This is a genomic window from Planktothrix mougeotii LEGE 06226 (genome assembly GCF_015207485.1).
Classification (GTDB): Bacteria; Cyanobacteriota; Cyanobacteriia; order Cyanobacteriales; family Microcoleaceae; genus Planktothrix.
The window spans coordinates 60,890-78,802 of sequence record NZ_JADEWU010000015.1 but is presented as its reverse complement, the minus strand read 5'-3'; the positions used below and the strand labels follow the sequence as shown (position 1 = coordinate 78,802).

General features: G+C 39.0%; 17 protein-coding genes and 1 tRNA gene. 7 read left to right on the top strand and 11 right to left on the bottom strand.

Features of this window, described 5'->3' with window-relative positions:
* Positions 1 to 20 precede the first annotated feature (20 nt).
* Positions 21 to 1,322 carry an HhoA/HhoB/HtrA family serine endopeptidase gene (locus IQ236_RS09155; RefSeq protein ID WP_193868978.1) on the top strand — a complete coding sequence of 434 codons (1,302 nt, stop codon included), beginning with the start codon at positions 21 to 23 and terminating at the stop codon, positions 1,320 to 1,322.
* A gap of 126 nt (positions 1,323 to 1,448) precedes the next feature.
* Here IQ236_RS09155 and ureA read toward each other — a convergent pair whose 3' ends face one another.
* From ureA to IQ236_RS09130, 5 genes are all read right to left on the bottom strand, one after another.
* Complete coding sequence (gene ureA, locus IQ236_RS09150) at positions 1,449 to 1,751, bottom strand: urease subunit gamma (RefSeq protein WP_190515572.1); 303 nt, start codon at positions 1,749 to 1,751, stop codon at positions 1,449 to 1,451.
* 27 nt (positions 1,752 to 1,778) lie between these two features.
* On the bottom strand, positions 1,779 to 2,627 hold the full coding sequence (locus IQ236_RS09145) for an urease accessory protein UreD (protein ID WP_193868977.1): 849 nt from the start codon (positions 2,625 to 2,627) through the stop codon (positions 1,779 to 1,781).
* Positions 2,628 to 3,031: 404 nt separating this feature from the next.
* Positions 3,032 to 3,631, bottom strand: a complete 600-nt coding sequence (gene ureG / locus IQ236_RS09140) for an urease accessory protein UreG (RefSeq protein ID WP_193868976.1) — start codon at positions 3,629 to 3,631, stop codon at positions 3,032 to 3,034.
* An 81-nt stretch (positions 3,632 to 3,712) separates the two neighbouring features.
* Positions 3,713 to 4,411 (bottom strand): urease accessory protein UreF, encoded by a 699-nt coding sequence (locus tag IQ236_RS09135; RefSeq protein WP_193868975.1) that lies wholly within the window; start codon positions 4,409 to 4,411, stop codon positions 3,713 to 3,715.
* A gap of 108 nt (positions 4,412 to 4,519) precedes the next feature.
* Positions 4,520 to 5,215, bottom strand: a complete 696-nt coding sequence (locus IQ236_RS09130; RefSeq protein ID WP_072717916.1) for a GDSL-type esterase/lipase family protein — start codon at positions 5,213 to 5,215, stop codon at positions 4,520 to 4,522.
* A gap of 270 nt (positions 5,216 to 5,485) precedes the next feature.
* On the opposite strand from IQ236_RS09130, the gene IQ236_RS09125 reads away from it, so the two are divergent.
* The 5 genes from IQ236_RS09125 to IQ236_RS09105 all read left to right on the top strand — a co-directional run bounded on the left by IQ236_RS09125 (position 5,486) and on the right by IQ236_RS09105 (position 7,717).
* Positions 5,486 to 5,716 (top strand): DNA-directed RNA polymerase subunit omega, encoded by a 231-nt coding sequence (locus IQ236_RS09125; RefSeq protein ID WP_190515566.1) that lies wholly within the window; start codon positions 5,486 to 5,488, stop codon positions 5,714 to 5,716.
* A gap of 58 nt (positions 5,717 to 5,774) precedes the next feature.
* Positions 5,775 to 6,407 (top strand): hypothetical protein, encoded by a 633-nt coding sequence (locus IQ236_RS09120; protein ID WP_193868974.1) that lies wholly within the window; start codon positions 5,775 to 5,777, stop codon positions 6,405 to 6,407.
* Positions 6,408 to 6,417: 10 nt separating this feature from the next.
* Positions 6,418 to 6,783, top strand: a complete 366-nt coding sequence (locus IQ236_RS09115) for a DUF1818 family protein (protein WP_193868973.1) — start codon at positions 6,418 to 6,420, stop codon at positions 6,781 to 6,783.
* Positions 6,784 to 6,832: 49 nt separating this feature from the next.
* Positions 6,833 to 6,906, top strand: a tRNA-Pro gene (locus IQ236_RS09110).
* A gap of 166 nt (positions 6,907 to 7,072) precedes the next feature.
* Positions 7,073 to 7,717, top strand: coding sequence for a CatB-related O-acetyltransferase (locus IQ236_RS09105; RefSeq protein ID WP_193868972.1), 645 nt, complete (start codon positions 7,073 to 7,075; stop codon positions 7,715 to 7,717).
* Between the two features lie 66 nt (positions 7,718 to 7,783).
* Here IQ236_RS09105 and IQ236_RS09100 read toward each other — a convergent pair whose 3' ends face one another.
* The 6 genes from IQ236_RS09100 to IQ236_RS09075 form a co-directional block, all read right to left on the bottom strand.
* Entirely contained in the window at positions 7,784 to 8,395 is a 612-nt protein-coding gene (locus IQ236_RS09100; RefSeq protein WP_193868971.1) for a DUF4276 family protein, read from the bottom strand.
* Positions 8,392 to 9,540: an AAA family ATPase gene (locus IQ236_RS09095; protein WP_193868970.1), complete on the bottom strand. Its 1,149-nt coding sequence runs from the start codon at positions 9,538 to 9,540 to the stop codon at positions 8,392 to 8,394. Before IQ236_RS09095 ends, IQ236_RS09100 begins: the two co-directional genes overlap by 4 nt.
* Positions 9,541 to 9,633: 93 nt before the next feature.
* Positions 9,634 to 11,268 carry an alpha-D-glucose phosphate-specific phosphoglucomutase gene (locus IQ236_RS09090; RefSeq protein WP_193868969.1) on the bottom strand — a complete coding sequence of 545 codons (1,635 nt, stop codon included), beginning with the start codon at positions 11,266 to 11,268 and terminating at the stop codon, positions 9,634 to 9,636.
* Between the two features lie 160 nt (positions 11,269 to 11,428).
* A complete protein-coding gene (locus IQ236_RS09085; protein ID WP_228041506.1) occupies positions 11,429 to 12,874 on the bottom strand; it encodes a PAS domain-containing sensor histidine kinase in 1,446 nt (481 codons plus the stop codon).
* A gap of 648 nt (positions 12,875 to 13,522) precedes the next feature.
* The gene (locus IQ236_RS09080) at positions 13,523 to 14,869 is read right to left on the bottom strand and encodes a TldD/PmbA family protein (protein WP_193868967.1); all 1,347 of its coding nucleotides are present in this window, start codon (positions 14,867 to 14,869) and stop codon (positions 13,523 to 13,525) included.
* Positions 14,870 to 14,962: 93 nt separating this feature from the next.
* Positions 14,963 to 15,616: a Uma2 family endonuclease gene (locus tag IQ236_RS09075; RefSeq protein WP_193868966.1), complete on the bottom strand. Its 654-nt coding sequence runs from the start codon at positions 15,614 to 15,616 to the stop codon at positions 14,963 to 14,965.
* Between the two features lie 338 nt (positions 15,617 to 15,954).
* Between IQ236_RS09075 and uvrC the strand changes: the two genes are divergently transcribed.
* Complete coding sequence (gene uvrC, locus IQ236_RS09070; protein ID WP_193868965.1) at positions 15,955 to 17,814, top strand: excinuclease ABC subunit UvrC; 1,860 nt, start codon at positions 15,955 to 15,957, stop codon at positions 17,812 to 17,814.
* Positions 17,815 to 17,913 lie beyond the last annotated feature (99 nt).

Genomic DNA, 17,913 nt, shown 5'->3' with positions numbered 1-17,913 from the left:
TTATAGATGAGGTATTAAATATGAAATCCGATTTTGATCCGGCAAATTCTTTAGAGTCCCGTCGTTTAGAGTGGACAGACCCATCTCACCCCACTTCCCAACGCCCTCGGACACAATCTTTAAAGTCGTTATCTTTAATCTTATTAGGAACTGGACTCGGAATTGCGGGGGTGTCCCTTACCCATCAACTGCAACAACGCCCTCAGCCCACTTCCCCAACGGTAACTGCTCCCGTACCCCCGATGTCGATGCCAGCCCCGGTCAATTCTATGTCGGGAACTATTGCCGATCCTGACCTGATCACTTCTGTTGTGGAGCAAGTTGGGCCAGCCGTTGTGCGAATTAATGCTACAAAAACGATTGAAAGTCAGATTCCTGAACAGTTTAATGATCCGTTTTTTCAACGGTTCTTTGGTTCCCAAATGCCTAATTCTCCTCAACAGGAAATCGTTAGAGGTTCCGGGTCAGGATTTATTGTTAATTCTAATGGTCGAATTATTACCAATGCTCACGTTGTCGATGGGGTAAAAAATGTTTCTGTTGTGCTTAAAGATGGTCGTCAATTTGAAGGAAAAGTGATTGGAAGTGATCCGGTTACGGATGTTGCTGTGGTTCAAATTGAAGCGAATAATTTACCAACGGTTTCATTAGGAAATTCAGAGGCTTTACAACCGGGGGAATTAGCGATCGCTATTGGTAATCCTTTAGGATTAGATAATACGGTAACGGTGGGAATTGTTAGCGCTACAGGTCGTTCAGGAAGTGAAGTTGGAATCCCTGATAAACGAGTTAGTTTTATTCAAACCGATGCTGCTATTAATCCAGGGAATTCTGGGGGGCCGTTACTGAATCAAAAGGGTGAAGTAATTGGAATGAATACGGCTATTATTCAAGGCGCCCAAGGGTTAGGATTTGCTATTCCGATTAACCAAGTTCAACGTATTGCGGAGCAAATTTCAACCACTGGGAAAGTTCAACACCCCTATTTAGGGATTCAGATGGTAACACTTTCTCCTGAAGTCAAAGAAAGTTTAAATCAAGATCCCAATAGTCCGATTAGTGTGAATGAAGATCAGGGGATATTAATTGTTCGAGTCATCCCCAATTCTCCCGCTCATCAATCAGGATTACGGGCTGGAGATGTCATTATTCAAGTGGATAATAAACCGGTTACGAAAGCCGATGAAGTTCAACAAGCGGTTGAAAATGTAACGGTCGGAAGTTCGTTAAGAATGCAAGTTCAACGTCAAGGTCAACCGTTAAATTTAGAAGTAAAAACCGGAGCCATCCCCACCCAAGAATCAGTGATAAATAATCAATAATCAGTGTTCAGTTATCAGTTTCTAGCCTTCAGTCTTCAGTCTTTAACCCATAATTAAAAACTGTCAACTATTAACTATTAACTGATAACTGATAACTGATAACTGATAACTGATAACTGATAACTGTTAATTAATCGGATCATGAACCGTTACTAATTTTGTACCATCGGGAAAGGTCGCTTCTACCTGAACTTCATGAATCATTTCAGGAATGCCTTCCATGACCTCTTCCCGCTTTAAAATTGTTTTTCCATAACTCATTAATTCAGCAACGGTGCGTCCTTCCCTAGCGCCTTCTAAAATTGCTGCTGTAAGATAAGCAACGGCTTCAGGATAATTCAATTTTAATCCTTTTTCCTTGCGTCTCTCAGCCAATAAAGCAGCCGTAAAAATTAAAAGTTTATCTTTTTCTTGGGGAGATAATTGCATAAATAATCCTGGCGGAATTTTAACGAATTAAATTTGCCAAACACGAGGTTTAGCGATCAATTGTCCGGTATAATTTTGACGAAGTAACCGCCAAACATCCGTAAACCAGTCTATCACCTCTTGGGTAGAATTTCCCCGATAGCGACAGAGTAATCCTGATGTTAATTGAGTCACTCCAGCTTCACTAGAAGTTTCTCGCTGTTCCCACAGTTGTCGTATCCTTTGAATTAGATCTTCTGAAATAGGTTGTCCAACCCAAGTTAAGGTAGCAATTACAGGTTGTCCTCCTAAACTATGAGGACTATTTAATAAATCTTCATGGGCTATAAATCCCTGTCGATCAATCCAAAGTGGACGGTTATTTTGCCAGATTTCTGTACAGGATTTCCACTGTCCTTGGGTGAAGGTTTCTCCCCGTGCTGTTCGTCCAAATCGCGTGATTTCCCATCCTAAATAGCACCCAGAATCAGCTAAATTAACTTGTATATTTTGGCTAAAGATTGCTCCATTAAAAATGATACTTTCACGGGGAATAAACTCTAAATAGGCATTTTCTTGAACTTCTATTTTAATATTTTGTTGGCTAATTTCTCCGGTACTGCGATAAATTTTGCTGGCGGCTGGTGTGGTTAAGACGACTTGAGTTTCGGGTTGTAAATTAATGGTTTGAGATAAGCGATCGCCTCCGACTATTCCGCCAGCAGTATGTAAAATAATACTATGGCAAATTGCTTTTCCTTCAGGATAAAAGCAACGCTGAATTTTTAAGGGTGCTTGGCTATAAGCTTTAACTAATTGGGTAGAATTGCCAATTTTTTGATAGTCTAATTCTAAAATACCATGCCATTGAGAGGGATTTAGTTCTAAATTACTCATATCAATCTTAAACGTAGTAAGCCCTTCATGGCTTTCTTATAAACGATTTAACACCAACTACAATCTCCATCTATTCCCTATTCCTTTCAATCTTAAACGTAGTAAGCCCTTCAGGGCTTTCTTACAAATAATTTAACACCAACTACAATCTCTATCTATTCCCTATTCCTTTCAATCTTAAATGTAGTAAGCCCTTCAGGGCTTTCTTACAAATAATTTAACACCAACTACAATCTCTATTTAGTTCCTATTCCTTTAATTTAATCAGTTATTAGTGTTAGGTTTTGGTGGGGACGGATGGAGGAGAAAGCCCTGAAGGGCTTACTACTGGATGAGGATGGAGGAGAAAGCCCTGAAGGGCTTACTACTGGATGAGAATGGAGGAGAAAGCCCTGAAGGGCTTACTACTGGATGAGATGGGATTTAATAAATTTAGTAATAACATCTAGTCCTTGTTTGGTTTTTAAATTGGTAAAGACAAAGGGTTTATTTCCTCGCATTTTTTTAGCATCTCGTTCCATAATGTTTAAATCTGCACCCACTAAAGCTGCTAAATCTATTTTATTAATCACTAATAAATCTGATTTAGTAATTCCTGGCCCTCCTTTGCGAGGAATTTTATCTCCGGCTGCGACATCAATTACATAAATCGTAATATCGACTAATTCTGGGCTAAAAGTTGCTGCTAAATTATCCCCTCCGCTTTCCACAAATAATACATCTAAATGTTTAAATTGGGTTTCTAATTGTTCAATAGCGGCTAAATTTAATGAAGCATCTTCTCGAATGGCTGTATGCGGACAACCTCCGGTTTCTACCCCTAAAATCCGATCACTTTCTAAGGCTTTAGAACGAACTAAATATTGAGCATCTTCTTGAGTATAAATATCATTGGTCACCACTGCCAATTGATAGGAACTTCGCATTTGCTTACATAAAGCATCAACTAAGGCCGTTTTCCCTGAACCGACAGGCCCCGCAATTCCAACTCGTAACCCAGACATAAAATTAATATAAAATGACTATTTTAATTATAGCAGATTAATTATAAATTAATACTTTAATCTGTAAAAAATTATTTCTACTTAACTTCTAAATAATCGACTATATTGAGTTTCATGGGCCATACTTGCTAAAGCCAACCCCCAATTACAACTGACTAAATCTTCATCTTTTAATTCTAAAATTGCTGTGGTTGTTAATTCTATTTCTGGGTGTAATTGTAATAATAAGGTTTGACCCATTGTTTGACCTAAAGGAATGAGTTTCACCCCAGCATTAATTAAATTAGTCGCCCAACTGTATAAATATCCTAATAAGGCATTTTTGAGATCCAAATTCCAATAAACTGCACCGAGTCCAAACGCGATCGCATAATTACAAGGTTTTCCGACTTGTTCAACCCAATTTTTGAGAGGAGGTAATTCTAAATTCTGATTTTCTGTTATTTTCACCCCTTCTAAATGAACTAAAAGCTGTATTAAAGTATTTCCCATTTGCCAACTTTGTTGTCGAAGTTCAGCCGTTTCCTTGGTCGCCGTTGACCATTGATTCCAATAGATAAATTGGCTAAAATCTTGATTGATTATGCAACGATAAGCTCGAACCATAACCGCAGCTTCTAAACGAATTGCGCCAAACTTTAAATCTTGAATTAACCACTGTAATAAACTCTGGCTATCCGTAATAATTTGATGTTCAACTAAAGTTTCTAACCCCTCTGAATAACTATAAGCTCCCAAGGGTAAAGCTGGACTGGAAAGTTGCAGTAAATTTAAAATCATGACTTTATAATATAGAGAATCAGGACATAAATTTTAGGGAATTTACAAATACCAATAAAAAACCTCCTAGAAGAACGGAGGTTAAATCCCATTTTTAGGGTAACAAACTTAATAAGCTAATTTTTGAATCGGTTCCCAATTACGGATATCTTCTAATAAAGCTTCATATCCAGCCACATTGGGATGTAAACCATCGGAACATAAGCGAGACTTCCACCAATATTCCCCTCGGTTTAACCAAATTTCAAATAGATCTAAATAGGGAATATTGCGTTCTAAACAGGCGAGACGAGTGGCTTCTTTGTAGCGAAATTGATCCGCTAAGGTATAGTACAAACAGCCTTGAAAGGGCATTTTGCTTTCATCAACGGGAACCATCCCCACAAATAAAACATTACAAAGGCGTTGGGCTTGGTCTAACATACTGTGTAAAGCCGTTTCAAAGTCATTAAATTCGGTGTAGTTGCGACCTTGAAACGACTGTACCCGCGCTGAATCATTTAATCCCACGGAAAAAATACTCACATCCGGTAAACGGTTTCGCAATTCTCCCCGATGGCGAAATTCTTGTTCTAAGCGATCGCGGACTTGAATCACACGATTTCCCCGGACTCCTAAATTATAAAGGATGGGCCCTACGGTATCCGGGGACATCCATTGACATCGCAGTCGCTCAACCCAACCCCCTCCTTGAGGATCACCAAATCCATAGACGAGACTATCCCCCAGAACTACGACTTTGAGCGGTTGACGTTGGGGAACAACAGATAAATTGATTAGGGTTGGATTTATCGCTGCTTGCATTTTGCTTGACAATCCTAGTTAATGGACAGTGTACCGAAGCCAAGTAGTGATTTTTTCCTATCGGCTGTTCATAAAACTTAACACCTCCGTGACCGTTTGACTAGATTCTTCTGCTACATTTTGCAATTTTTTTATCAATAGGGTCTTAGTTACCGATTTGGACACTACAGTTAACAGGTTAATAGGTTAACAGGTTAACAGGCAAGATGCCTGTTCCACATAGATTTTGATACAATAGAAGCAACACTAGGGTTAGGAAATCATAACTTCATGCAAAAGCGTTCAACGATTGACTCCATAGAAATTACTCGTCGTGCTGCTGATCTCGTCAGTGCGGCGTCTAATCGCTATCGGATTACTGTACAAGTGGCAAATCGGGCAAAACGGTGTCGGTATGAAGACTTTGATAATGGGGATGAGAATACGATCAAACCCGTTTTACGCGCCATTATTGAAATGTCTGATGAACTGACCCAACCAGAAATTATTTCAGATCGTTAATTCGGTCTTCTACGGTGTCGGGTGTTGGTGTCGTGCGTTCACAAGTAACTACAGTTTTATGGTAAAACCTGGGAAACCCCAAAAACAACGAGGGTTAAGCTTTTTATTGGTCGCCTTTAGTATTACCCTATTGATTGTTTTGGGGGGTTTTTTTGATTCTTTAGAAATGCAGGGACTCGCCCAAACTCCCCCTGAACAAACAACCTCTCCATCGGGACGGGTGAGAGTCTCGGAGGTTTGGAAAAAAGTTTATGAACAGTTACCGAATTTACCCCAGGAAAATCAATATATTTCCCAAGAAACTGGAAAAGTCGCAGAAGACAATACTTTAATGGGTCGGTTAATTCGCTATCATATTTATGTTAAAGCTCGACCGACTCAATATCGTTTAGATTGGAAACTTACCCTAGCCGATTATTTAGGAGTTAATGAACCGATGTTAGTGTTAAATTATCCCGGTCGAGAAGCACTCAAAGAAAATCCCTTAGAACCAGATCAAAAAGCCATTCAACACTTAAATCGAGCCGAACGGGATGCTTTAGTTAATACCCTTGTTCGTTTATTTAATCCTAATGGGACTAATATTGATAATCCAACTATTCCGAAACCTAATTCTTCATCAACACCCCCGAAAACCCCTCCTGGTCTAACTCCTCTTCCTCAGTCGGGGGATGCAGAATTATTGAAATAACAGGTAGAACGTGGAGAGAATTCTAAAAACGGGAACGGGATGGCGTTTGGGTTGGAACCCCGAAGCAACGGAATTTCAAGGATTAGTCGGGGGTGAAACTTGGGCGATGGAACTCACCCAAGGGGAGTTTAATGATTTTTGTCGGTTGTTGGGTCAATTAGCGGAGACGATGACCCAAATGGCCGGGGAGTTGATGGAGGAAGAAAAAATAGCCTGTGAAGCCGAAAGTGATTGGTTATGGATGCAGGTGGAAGGTTATCCCCATGCTTATACCGTGCAGTTGATTTTGAATACCGGACGTCGGGCGGAGGGGTGTTGGCCCGTTGAAGTCGTGGCGGAATTGGTACAAGCTACAAGAACGTTAAAAATTTTTTAGAAAAGCCTTGACAAATTACTTCTAACGATGCTACATTGGTTAATTGTGTCGGGGCGTAGCGCAGCTTGGTAGCGCACCACTTTGGGGTAGTGGGGGTCGTGGGTTCGAATCCCGCCGCTCCGATTCTAATCTGAAATCTTTAAGTGTTTGCTACACATCCGTATTATGTAGAGGCGTTGTATTCAACGTCTCTACATGGCGTTTATGGAGTATCTGTTTGGGAGTTAAGGCCTAACTGATACGATTGAGTGATGATGAAGAATGTTAACACTCTTTTCCCCCAAATTTCATGAATTACGGCCCCTCTCCCGAAACTCGTTATCCTATTCCTGAACAAACTCGTTTAGTGTATCTGAAAACAATTATTAAAAACCCTAATATTATTGTGGGGGATTACACCTATTATGATGATTTTGATCACCCAGAAAATTTTGAGAAAAATGTTTTATACCATTTTGATTTTATCGGAGATCAATTAATTATTGGTAAATTCTGTTCAATTGCTTCCGATGTTAAATTTATTATGAACGGGGGAAATCATCGTACAGATTGGTTGACTAATTATCCTTTTCCGGTCTTTGGAAACGGTTGGGAATCTGCAATGCCCGATTCTTGGCCATTTAAAGGAAATACAGTGATTGGAAATGATGTTTGGATTGGATATGGGGCTACGATTATGCCCGGTATTAATATTGGAGATGGTGCAATTATTGCGACTCAATCCGTTGTCACCCGTGATGTTCCTCCCTATACAATAGTAGGGGGAAATCCTGCCCAAGAAATTCGCAAACGGTTTGAAGAATCTATAATTGAAGAACTATTAAATATCCGGTGGTGGGATTGGGATATTGAGAAGATTACTCGTTATCTTCACGTTATTTGTGGTATAGATATTGAGGCTTTACGTCAAGCTTTAGACTCTGAATCCATATAAACTGGGTTTCTGAATCATTAATTTTGATTGGAAACAGTTGAAAACCCAGTTCTTTGAGTTTTATATTTATTCAGGAATGATTTGAGCTCGATCGCAGAGAGAAATAATTTGATTCACAAATAATTTTAACTCTGGACAAGCTTGAATCGCAATCATTAGATCATTATTCTTTAAAATCGCTTTACCATCAATAGGTTTATTATAGTCTCTTTTGCATTTTCCTACTCTAAAAATCTCCTTAATCCTATTTGCAGGAGGATTATTATGATTGATTGTTTCAGGAGAACCACTCGGCGAAGAACGATTATGGTTTGCCATTTTTTGGATCGTTTCCCAATAGGGAAGAAGCCATGCTTCAAAATCATGTAATGCAGTATGGGGGTAAAAATTGGGGTTATTTCCCACCCAATTTTTCATTTTAGCTTTAGCATCATTCGCATCTGTAAAGTCGTTTGTTCCTGTATAAACATCTGTCAGTGCAATAACAGCATTATAGCCATCATTATCTAAAAGATTCTCAACAATACGCCTAAGTTTTCTTTCTTTAGGAATACGACCATCCTGGGGAATAAATTTAAGTTTTGGCATTTTTTCCCCCAAACGACGTTGCAAAAATTCACGAAGTTTTTCTCTAAATGCTACTTCAGTAGCCCCTTCAACTAAAATCGCAATTTTCATGGACGACCCCCCATGATATTCATTGCCCACACTTGGTCAAGGCTATAATCTTCTAACCATTTATTCAAATTAAAAGTATCAGCCCAAGTCATTTTTGCTTCTCCTTCTTCAATATCGCAAATTAAAACTTCGTGGGGTTCAAGAAATCCAATCAATCGATCTGAGTGGGTTGCAACGATCAGTTGTGTATGTTTTGATGCTTCTCGCATTAGATAAACTAACTGTCTTAAAAGTTCAGGATGTAAGCTGACTTCTGGTTCATCTAATAAGGTAATTGTTGTTAAATTTTGACTTTGAAGTAAAGTAACTAACCACAAAAAACGTAATGTTCCTTCCGATAATTCATGGACATAAATCGGTTGAGGAAAATTTTGGTCTGTCCAAGTCATGGAAAGAGTTCCGGCGGCAACAGGAGGAAAGCTTAATCGCTTAAAATCTGGAAAAGCAGCAGATAGAATATTTTCCACCCATTCAAAGCGATCGCGATCGCTTTCTCGAAGGTCATACAGACAAGAAACTAAGTCTTCACCGCTTGCCCCTGGTAACTTGGCAGGGCGCATGGTTTGGGGTAGACGAATGGGGCTTTTCTCAGAAACATCAAGCGCCCCATAATAGGTACAGGAAGCCAGGGTTTTTCTCAAGTTCTCTGGTTCACGATACATTTTAGGAACTTGAGAAAGGGATGTTTCAAGGGGGTTATGTTCCCAATTGGGTCTTAAAAGTCTACGATCATCCTGACTATAATATTTAATATCTAAACCTCTGGATTCTATATATTTAAAAGGTTCAGGAGCGTTAAGATCGCTCTGCTGTGTTAAATTTTCTTCTCTAATTTCATAAGATAAATTTTTAGGAGATAAAGTTAAACTATAGTTTAAAGGTTGTCTCTCTGGTATTTGCATTGAAACGGCAATTTCTAGCTCTTGTGCTTTACCTCTAGTTAAAATTTCATTCAGTCCACCTTTGAGTTGCAATATATTCTGTAAATTTCCACTTGCTGAAGCAGCGAGTATAGACATAACATCTAAAAAAGATGTTTTTCCAGAGCCGTTTGCACCAATCATAACGGTGAGATTTCTCATCTCAAGTTCAATATTTTGAAGACGGCGAAATCCTTTTATTGATATAGTTTCTATTCTATTCATACGGTTGTAGTGTTGATAATCCTATTTCCGATTACATATAATAATATTGGTGGGCAAAGCCCACCCTACGAGTTTAGTTCAATTAACCTAAAATTAGGTAATAACCGTCGGTTGTTGACGTCCGGTTATGGTTTTGATTTGGGCTATTTCATCCGCAATAGTGATTAATTCTCCTAACGCTTCTTGCGGATCTAAATTGTGTTTAGTGGGGTCGGGTTCATAACTTTCTAAATAAACCCGTAACGTTGCCCCTTTGGTTCCCGTTCCTGACAAACGAAAGACAATTCGAGAACCATCGGTAAATCCAATCCGAATTCCTTGATTATTGCTAACACTATTATCCACCGGATCAGTATAGCTAAAATTATCGCTATACTCGACTTGATAGGAGCCGTATTGTTTGCCTTTGAGATTGGGTAAAATAGCCTGTAACTTCTCAACTAATTCATTGGCTTTTGCTGTTTCAATCTCTTCATAGTCATGACGAGAATAGTAATTACGGCCGTAGGTTTGCCAATGACTGCGGACAATATCTTCAACGGATTCTTGACGCACTGCTAAAATATTCAGCCAGAATAATACCGCCCACAAACCGTCTTTTTCCCGAACATGATTTGATCCGGTTCCAAAACTTTCTTCGCCGCATAATGTCGCTTTTCCAGCATCTAATAAATTGCCGAAAAACTTCCATCCCGTCGGAGTTTCATAGCATTCAATTCCTAATTTTTCTGCCACCCGATCCGGGGCTTGAGAAGTAGGCATCGAACGGGCAACTCCTGCTAAACCATCTTTATATCCGGGAACTAAATGGGCATTCGCAGTTAATACCGCTAAACTATCACTGGGAGTTACAAAAAAATTACGCCCTAAAATCATATTGCGATCGCCATCGCCATCAGAAGCCGCCCCAAAATCCGGTGCATTTTCCCCAAAAATAATTTCAACTAAATCATGGGCATAAACTAAGTTTGGATCGGGATGACCGCCGCCAAAATCTTCTAAAGGAGTGCCATTCAAAACCGTTCCCGGTGCAGCCCCTAAACGTTGTTCAAAAATAGCATGGGCATAAGGGCCAGTAACCGCGTGCATAGAGTCCATACACATCCGAAACTTGCCCGATGTTAACAATTGTTGAATCAAGTTAAAATCAAATAAAGATTCCATTAATGACCTGTAGGGTTGCACGGAATCAATCACCTCAACCGTCATTGTTCCCAGTTTAAAACTACCCGGTTTATCCAAATTAATATCCGCCGCATCCATAATTTTATAGGCATCAATTACTTGGGTACGAGCATAAATTTCCTCGGTGATTTTTTCCGGTGCTGGCCCGCCATTACTAGCGTTAAATTTGATGCCAAAATCTCCATCTGGCCCGCCGGGATTATGGCTTGCAGAGAGAATAATCCCCCCAAAGGCTTGATTTTTGCGGATGATACAGGATGCCGCCGGAGTGGAAACAATGCCTTCACAGCCCACCAGAACCTGTCCGACACCATTAGCGGCTGCCATTCTTAAAATAATTTGAATCGCTTGACGGTTATAGTAGCGACCATCACCCCCAACAATCAAGGTACCCCCTTCATACCCCGGTTGAGTATCAAAAATGGCCTGAACAAAATTTTCCAGATAATGGGGTTGTTGGAAAACCGGAACAGACTTGCGTAAGCCTGATGTGCCGGGTTTTTGATCATTAAACGGTTGAGTCGAAACTGTACGAATATTCATGAGACTTTGACAATGGAATCCTAGCCCCAATTGTATCGGTACACCACTCCCGTTTTACAATCAATCCTTGTAAAGATCCTATTCGTTACAAATTTGTATAAAATTGTACAAAAAGTCGGGTCTTGGTGGTGATAGTTTTCCTCAAGGTCTATTCCCAAGGTTAAAAGAGTTCACCCAGAGGTAAGATAATCTCAAAAGTTGTCCCTTGTCCCTCTTGAGAAGTACACTTTAACAGACCTTGGTGTTTTTCCACAATAATTTGGTGGGCAATAGACAAACCTAAACCCGTGCCTTTACCCATAGGTTTTGTGGTAAAAAATGGATTAAAAATTTGGTCTTGAACTGACTTGGGAATTCCGGGGCCATTATCGGAAATCGAAATCCGAATGGCATCTTCAACTAAAAAGTCTGGGTGTATTTTGCAGATGTCGGTTTTGATGATAATTTTTCGAGGAACGGGTTGATTTTCTAACGCATCAATGGCATTTGATAGAAGATTCATAAACACTTGATTGAGTTGATTCGGGTAGCATTTAACTAAGGGAAGCTCCCCATAATCTTTAATCACTTCAATTTCAGCATGATTCCCTTTTGATTTAAGTTGATTATGCAAAATCTTTAAGGTTCCATCCAAACCAATATGAAGATCTGCCGATACCATTTCCTGAGAATCTAAGCGCGAAAAATTGCGGAGGGATAATGCTAAATCATACAAACGATTAGCCCCTAAGCGCATAAAATCTAAACTTTGCGGTAATTCATTGATAATTGTATTAACATCTGAAGCTGTCATAAACTCTTGAATTTCGGGGAGGGGTTCAGGATAATTCTGTTGATAGAGTTTGAACAGTTCCATTAATGTCTGAATATCTTGATCAATGTAAGTCAAATTTCCGTAAATAGAACTAATCGGATTTTTGATTTCATGGGCAATTTCGGTCATCATTTGCCCTAAACTGGACATTTTTTCAGCTTGAATTAATTGAGCTTGTGCTTGTTGCAAGTCTTTTAAGGTTTTTTCCAGTTGTAATGCTCTTTCCCGTTCTTGAATTTCTGAAACTCGTAAGTTTGCTTCGGCTTGCTTTCGTTGGGTAATATCCCTGACAATAGCTAACACTTCATCTTTTCCACTTTTGACATAGCGAGCTTCATAATGATGCCATTTATCATCTCCCTTTACAACATATTCACCCATTTGGACTTCACCTGTTTCTAAGGTTATTTCCAAATAGTATTCTGTCCAGGTTGCCAAATCTTGAGGAAAAACATCCTGAATTTTTTTACCAATTACGTTTTCTGTTTCTCGGAAATGGAGTTCCTGCTTATCAGGATAATAATCTACTACAATTCTTTCGGAATTAACACAAAACATTAAATCAGGAATCGCTTGAATTAAACTTTTTGTCTTGGCTTCTGTTTTTTCTAAGATCTGGGTTATTTGCTCATATCGTTCTTGGATAGAACTGAGCATTTCACTTTCTAAATGAATGGGAACTAATGTGGAATGATTGAGTGCGGTTTTGAGTGTGATTACTTCTTTCTGGGTGTGTTCAAGCTCTTTTTCTAAACAATTCCGTTCTGCTAATAAGCACTCATAATCAGCCAAAATTTTATATAGTAAAGCATTTAGGCTGGAATCCTGGTATACGGGGTCAATCATTAGGCTACGATTACAAGAATCTCTCTGGAAAATGTGCTGACTCATTTCTGGATTTCTCCTTCATTCTGTATAAATCTCTCAACCTTCTAGGAGGATTCCCACAAGGTTTTTTTTCGTGAAATTAATAATACCACCGTTAACATTGGGTTCATGTAATGTTGATCAAATCAGAACTTGTAGTCGTACAAGTAGAGAATCATAGATGGATGTTCTGTTCACTAACCTTTCTAACAAGTGACTAAAGAGCGATTAGCACCCTTGTAATTCTGGTTTTCCCGCAGCCACCATTAGTTCCTTCGTGTCTATTGCACGTTCTAAGCACACTCTAACTCAATAACAACCTCACCTTTAGTAATCTAAATCACAAAAGAGATTAATTTTTTTTTAAGGAATTTCCAAAACCTGAATAAATTAATCAAATTTTGATTGTTGTATAGATTTGCTTCAATATTGTTAAAAAATCATAACATAACTCTCAAATTGTTGAATAAGAAGGCATAGATTCCTGAAATCCAAAAGGAATTGTCTACAGATGGGATGATGCTTGATGCAGTTAATCTCTTTTTGTAAAAAAAGTCAAATCAATTTCTCCTTTTAAACACTATCGGTAATGCTGCTAAAATTAAAAGCTTTAACTTTCACTCCCGGTACAACCGTATTCCCATAACGTTCAACAGAACTTAAGGCTTCAACCTGGTTTAAAAGGTCGGGTAAACATTGATTAAAGCGCAGATTTTTAATCGGATAAGCAATTTTTCCTTGTTCAATCCAAAATGTACCATCTCGCGTCATTCCTGTTACTTCTAAGGTGCGGGGATTGACATAGCGAACATACCAAGCACGACTGACTAAAATCCCCCGTTCTGTTTGAGCAATTAAATCTTCTAAACTTTGGTTTGATCCTGACATCACAATCGGAAACATCCCCCCATGTGAGGTTTTTCCTTGTTTTTTCGCCCAATACCGACTATAAGATAAGGTTTGGGGAATCCCATCTTTAATAATATCTAATTCATCTTTTTTCATCCCATCATTAAAGAATGTTGATCCTTGTAATAAGGAATAAGCTGGATTTCGTTGTACCTGAATCAAGGGGCTAAAAAGTTGTTCTCCAATGCGATTTCCGATGGGTTTTCCTTCTGAATTAGTCCGCGACATAAAAGATCGTCCTTCATCAGCAGACCGTGCATCTAAATTCCAAATCACCCATTCTAATAAATTAGTAAAGGCTGCTCCATCGAAGATCACAGGATAAATTCCAGGGCTAACTTCTCGTGGATTTCTGGATAATATGGCTCGATTAATGATGGTTTCAGTTAACTGTTCAGTGGGTAATTGATTTACACTACAAGCGGTTCGTTGTGTCCAAGCAGAACCCGTCTCTATGCGTGCGGTGACACTAAAGTCGGCGACTGTTAAACGGTTACACGCCCTTAACCCCCGTGAGTTCGCCACAGCATATAACATCGCTTCACTGCTGAGGGTTCCCGATGCTTCTCCGTTAGATTTAGCACTCAGTTGGCATACCTTCTGTACCATTTCTCCTCTGCGTAAAGGAGATAAGTGAGCCGTTTCGGGATCAAAGGCTGGAATTCGATGATCATAGGTTTGAGGTTCCAGCAGAGGAACCCATTCGGGGTCTTCAGGGGCGACGCGGGCGAGTTCTTCTGAACGGCGAATGGTGGCGATGAGAGTATCAGGATTCAGTTCATTGGTGGAAGAGGTAGCACACCTTTTGCCAAAATAGCTGGTAATGGAAAGATTAAATTGGGTAGTGGTGAGATTTTGACTAATTTGATTTTCAGAAAACCGAGTTAAGGATTCTTGGGTATTGTTAAGGGTAACGGTGACATCTTCAGCCTCGGAATTTTGCAAAACCGTTTCTAATAATGATAGAGCTTCATCGGTGGAAATTAGAATATAATTTGTTGCTAGAGTCATAAGTTATCGAGGTTTTTTTTCAACTCTTATTCTAAAATATTTTTAATGTTTTTAGCAATTGAACCTATATTTTATTTGAGAATCTCTTTTAATTTAAGGAGAATTAATTGCCCCCATCAACCAGCGTGTAATGCTGCCATCGTCTTCTGTTTGAGAACGTTGTAATGCTTCTACCACTAAGGCTATTTTTAATCCCGGTAAAACGAGAGATTCTTCGATTAATCGACTGCCTTGGTTTTCTACAGCAAAGGCTAAAATTGTGTTATCTTCAACGTTTACAACCCAATATTCTTGTATTCCTAATTTTTCATAGAGTAATCGTTTTCGACCAATATCATCGGTAAAAGAGGATGCACCGATTTCAACAATTAAATTAGGAGCAGTGAGTTCATCTAAATTAATCGGGGAATTATTGCGAGGCGGAAATTGAAAATTATCCCCAATATAAAACCCGATATCCGGTTGACTATCTCGGATTCCTGTTTTTCTGAAAGATGGATTTGTTAACTCTTTAATCCGAATATTTTTTAAAGTTGCATAAATAACAATTACGGTAGAAATAATTGAATTATCCTGACTATGTGCTGAACCTAATGGTGACATTTCTACCCTCACATATCCTTGATCATAATAAAATTTACCCTCAGCATACTGAGGATTCTCGGTTAAGGCTAAAAATTCCTCCCAGGTCGCTTTTACCCAGGTGTTGGTTGCGATTGTTTTTAAAGCAGGGGGAGCTTGAACCATAATCAAAACCTGAACCCTAAATTTAGCTACTTTACAATTATAACTGATCAAACCAATCTTGACCCCCTGGTAATTGAGCTAATTCTTGATCAATGCGGTAAGGTAAATCTTTAACGGGATATTCATAAGTTAAATTGAGTAATTTTTGGGCTATATTTAATAATACATTTTGCTCAATAATCTAATCCTTAATTTGGAATACCCTTAAAAAACTTTTATTTTAACAAGGCAAAAATAGAAACGGAATGAGTAGGGGAATTACGACTTTTAAAACAAAACATTTTGTTATAATTAGATGATAGCCATTGAATTCATTACAGTCAAGTTTAAATCTAACTATGTCATCTATTATAACTCTTCCTTTAGTTAAAGATTCAGAACGTTTAGAAAAACAGTTACGAGATATTCCTCCGGTTCCTGGGGTGTATTTGATGCGAGATCATCAGGATAATATTCTTTATATTGGTAAGTCTAAGAAATTGCGATCGCGGGTTCGTTCTTATTTTCGAGACTACAATCATCACACCCCCCGAATTGCTTTAATGGTGCAACAAATTACGGAGATAGAGTTTATTGTCACCGATACAGAAGCGGAAGCTTTAGCCTTAGAGGCTAATTTAGTTAAACAACATCAACCCCATTTTAATGTTCTGCTCAAAGATGATAAAAAATATCCCTATTTGTGCATTACTTGGTCAGAAGATTATCCGCGAATTTTTATTACCCGTAAACGTCGTTTAGGAAATCCAAAAGACCGTTATTATGGCCCCTATGTGGATACAAGGGTATTGCGAAATACACTGCATTTAGTCAAGCAAATTTTCCCCCTGCGTCAACGTCCTAAACCGTTATTTAAAGATCGACCTTGTTTAAATTATGATATCGGTCGATGTCCGGGTGTTTGTCAATTGTTAATTTCCCCGGAAGACTATCGTAAAATTGTTCAAAAAGTGGCGATGATTTTTCAAGGTCGATCAACAGAACTGATGGATCATTTAACAGAACAAATGGAGCAAGCTGCTGAAGCTTTAAACTTTGAAACAGCGGCTCGAATTCGAGATCAAATTCAAGGATTACAATCTTTAAATGCAGAGCAGAAAGTCTCTTTACCCGATGATCGAGTCTCACGAGATGCGATCGCTCTTGCTGCGAATTCTAAACAAGCTTGTGTGCAGTTATTTCAAATTCGAGCCGGACAATTAGTAGGACGGTTAGGGTTTACCGCAGAAGTTCCACCTGGGTTAAAATTAACAGAAATGGGATTAATTTTACAACGAGTTTTAGAAGAACATTATCAAACCGTTGATACTGTTGAAATTCCCAGCGAAATATTAGTTCAATATGAGTTACCCGATGAATCTATTTTAACCGATTGGTTAAGCGATCGCAAGGGGAAAAAAGTGACAATTTTAACGCCACAACGCCAACTTAAAGCCGAGTTAATTGAAATGGTAGAACGCAATGCGGAATATGAATTAGAACGAGTCCAAAAATTAAGCGATCGCAATACCGCAGCCTTAGAAGATTTAGCAGAAATTCTGGATTTACCCGACCTTCCTCACCGCATTGAAGGGTATGATATTTCCCATATTCAAGGGTCGGATGCAGTTGCTTCCCGTGTGGTTTTTATTGAAGGGATACCCGCCCAACAATACTATCGCCATTATAAGATTAAAAACCCCAACGTTCACGCCGGACATTCCGATGATTTTGCTAGTTTAGCGGAAGTGATACGGCGGCGTTGTCGAGACTATTCGACATCAACAGATAAACCGGATTTAATTATGATTGATGGGGGAAAAGGTCAACTATCTGCGGTGGTCGCCGTATTACAAGAAATGAATTTATTAGAGGAAATTCGAGTAGTTAGTTTAGCCAAACAACGAGAAGAAATATTTCTACCTGGAGAAAGTTTTCCCTTAGAAACTGATCCAGAACAACCGGGGGTTCAATTATTAAGAAGATTACGCGATGAAGCTCATCGGTTTGCGGTTAGTTTTCATCGGAATAAAAGGAGTGAACGAATGAAGCGATCGCGTTTAGATGATATTCCAGGGTTAGGACATCATCGTCAGAAATTACTTTTAGCTCATTTTCGTTCCATTGATTATATTAGAATGGCGACCTTAGAACAGTTAGCGGAAGTGTCAGGAATTGGCCCCAAATTAGCTCAACAAATCTATGATTATTTTCATTAAAGTAGTGAGGCGTTCACGCCTCTTAATTAAGCCCTGAAGGGCTTACTACTTGTAGTGAGGTGTGAACGCCTCTTAATTAAGCCCTGAAGGGCTTACTAC

Excerpts from the sequence above, each read along its gene's own strand:
- IQ236_RS09120 (WP_193868974.1), top strand. The coding sequence starts at position 5,775 with ATGGTAAAACCTGGGAAACCCCAAAAACAACGAGGGTTAAGCTTTTTA.
- IQ236_RS09075 (WP_193868966.1), bottom strand. The coding sequence starts at position 15,616 with ATGGTTCAAGCTCCCCCTGCTTTAAAAACAATCGCAACCAACACCTGG.
- IQ236_RS09090 (WP_193868969.1), bottom strand. The coding sequence starts at position 11,268 with ATGAATATTCGTACAGTTTCGACTCAACCGTTTAATGATCAAAAACCC.
- ureA (WP_190515572.1), bottom strand. The coding sequence starts at position 1,751 with ATGCAATTATCTCCCCAAGAAAAAGATAAACTTTTAATTTTTACGGCT.
- IQ236_RS09155 (WP_193868978.1), top strand. The coding sequence starts at position 21 with ATGAAATCCGATTTTGATCCGGCAAATTCTTTAGAGTCCCGTCGTTTA.
- IQ236_RS09145 (WP_193868977.1), bottom strand. The coding sequence starts at position 2,627 with ATGAGTAATTTAGAACTAAATCCCTCTCAATGGCATGGTATTTTAGAA.
- IQ236_RS09130 (WP_072717916.1), bottom strand. The coding sequence starts at position 5,215 with ATGCAAGCAGCGATAAATCCAACCCTAATCAATTTATCTGTTGTTCCC.
- IQ236_RS09080 (WP_193868967.1), bottom strand. The coding sequence starts at position 14,869 with ATGACTCTAGCAACAAATTATATTCTAATTTCCACCGATGAAGCTCTA.
- ureG (WP_193868976.1), bottom strand. The coding sequence starts at position 3,631 with ATGTCTGGGTTACGAGTTGGAATTGCGGGGCCTGTCGGTTCAGGGAAA.
- IQ236_RS09100 (WP_193868971.1), bottom strand. The coding sequence starts at position 8,395 with ATGAAAATTGCGATTTTAGTTGAAGGGGCTACTGAAGTAGCATTTAGA.
- IQ236_RS09105 (WP_193868972.1), top strand. The coding sequence starts at position 7,073 with ATGAATTACGGCCCCTCTCCCGAAACTCGTTATCCTATTCCTGAACAA.
- IQ236_RS09095 (WP_193868970.1), bottom strand. The coding sequence starts at position 9,540 with ATGAATAGAATAGAAACTATATCAATAAAAGGATTTCGCCGTCTTCAA.
- uvrC (WP_193868965.1), top strand. The coding sequence starts at position 15,955 with ATGTCATCTATTATAACTCTTCCTTTAGTTAAAGATTCAGAACGTTTA.
- IQ236_RS09135 (WP_193868975.1), bottom strand. The coding sequence starts at position 4,411 with ATGATTTTAAATTTACTGCAACTTTCCAGTCCAGCTTTACCCTTGGGA.
- IQ236_RS09125 (WP_190515566.1), top strand. The coding sequence starts at position 5,486 with ATGCAAAAGCGTTCAACGATTGACTCCATAGAAATTACTCGTCGTGCT.